The 1,284-nt window shown below is 66.0% G+C and carries 2 protein-coding genes; both read right to left on the bottom strand.

Features of this window, described 5'->3' with window-relative positions; genetic code table 11:
• Positions 1 to 902: carbohydrate ABC transporter permease (locus EXE44_RS16870; protein ID WP_137717973.1), on the bottom strand; the 902-nt coding region annotated here is incomplete at its 3' end.
• Positions 899 to 1,284 (bottom strand): carbohydrate ABC transporter permease (locus EXE44_RS16875; RefSeq protein WP_137717974.1); only part of this gene is annotated, 386 nt, incomplete at its 5' end. The genes EXE44_RS16875 and EXE44_RS16870, both read right to left, overlap by 4 nt.

Genomic DNA, 1,284 nt, shown 5'->3' on the forward strand with positions numbered 1-1,284 from the left:
TACACCGCCAGCGTCGGCAGCGCCGCGAAGAACGCCCCGGCCATCCGGAGCGCGAAGTCCTGTCCCTCAAGCGAGGTCCCGAGCCCGGCGAGGATCAACACGACGGGCGCGGCCGGGCTCGACTCCGTCGAGACGAGCACCAGCGTGAAGAGGAGGTCGTTCCAGATCTGGGTGAACTGATAGATCAGGACGACGGCGAACATCGGTCCCGACAGCGGGAGGACGATCCGCCGGTACACCCGACGGAGCGTCGCCCCGTCCAGGCGGGCCGACTCGATCATCTCGTCGCTCATCGTCTTGTAGTACGTCCGGAACAGGAGCGTACAGATCGGGATCCCGTAGGCGACGTGGGTGATCACCAGTTCGATGATGCCGGCGTAGTCGTCCGGGACGCCGAGCGCCCAGACGAACGACAGCGTCTGGGTGAGCTGGACCCACTGCGACCAGAACTGGGTCAGCGGCACCAGCACGGCCTGATACGGGATGAAGATCCCGGCGATGATGAGCATGAGCACCACCGCCTTGTACGACTGCTTCCACGTCGGGATCGTCAGCCCGTACGCGGTGACGCTCCCGACGAACGCCGAGATCACCGTCGCGGGCACGGCGTACAGCAGGCTGTTCCCCATGCCGCGCAACAGGGCGTCGATCGCCGCCTGCCACTTCTCGAAGGTGAGCCCGGACGCCCCCGGCGGAGCGAACGGCGCCGTCTCGATGATCGCGGTGCCGGTCTTGAACGACGTCACCAGCCCGGACTCGATGGGAACGAGGTAGAACGCCGCCGCGAAGATCAGGACGACGTACAGCCCGGCGTCTTCGACCGTCGTCTGGTCGAGGGTCCGCCGCAGTCGCGCTGTCGTCGTCATCGTACCCCCGTCGGTTCTGGGTTCCGTGTCGCTCATAGGTTGTTCCTCCGGTATTCGTACACGAGATAGGGGCCGATGACGCTGAGCGCCATCCCGAACAGGACGATGGCGATCGCCGACCCGTACGCCCAGTTGAGGTTCGCGTACGCCTCACGCACCATCTTCGTCGCGAGGATGTCGGCGCCGTTCGGCGGCCGGTACCCCCCGACAAGCGAGTAGAGGAAGTCGAAGGCCTTCATCCCGAACACCATCAGCACGACGGCGGCGCTGATCGTCGCGCCCTTCAGCTGGGGAATGATCACGCGCCAGTACATCTTCAGGGCCGACGCGCCGTCGACCTTGGCCGCCTCGTAGTGTTCTGTCGGAATCGCGCGGAGCCCGGCGAGGTACACGACCATCGCGTACCCCGAGAACTGCC

Origin of the sequence: Halorubrum sp. SS7 (assembly GCF_005435055.1) — an archaeon.
Taxonomy (GTDB): domain Archaea; phylum Halobacteriota; class Halobacteria; order Halobacteriales; family Haloferacaceae; genus Halorubrum; species Halorubrum salinarum.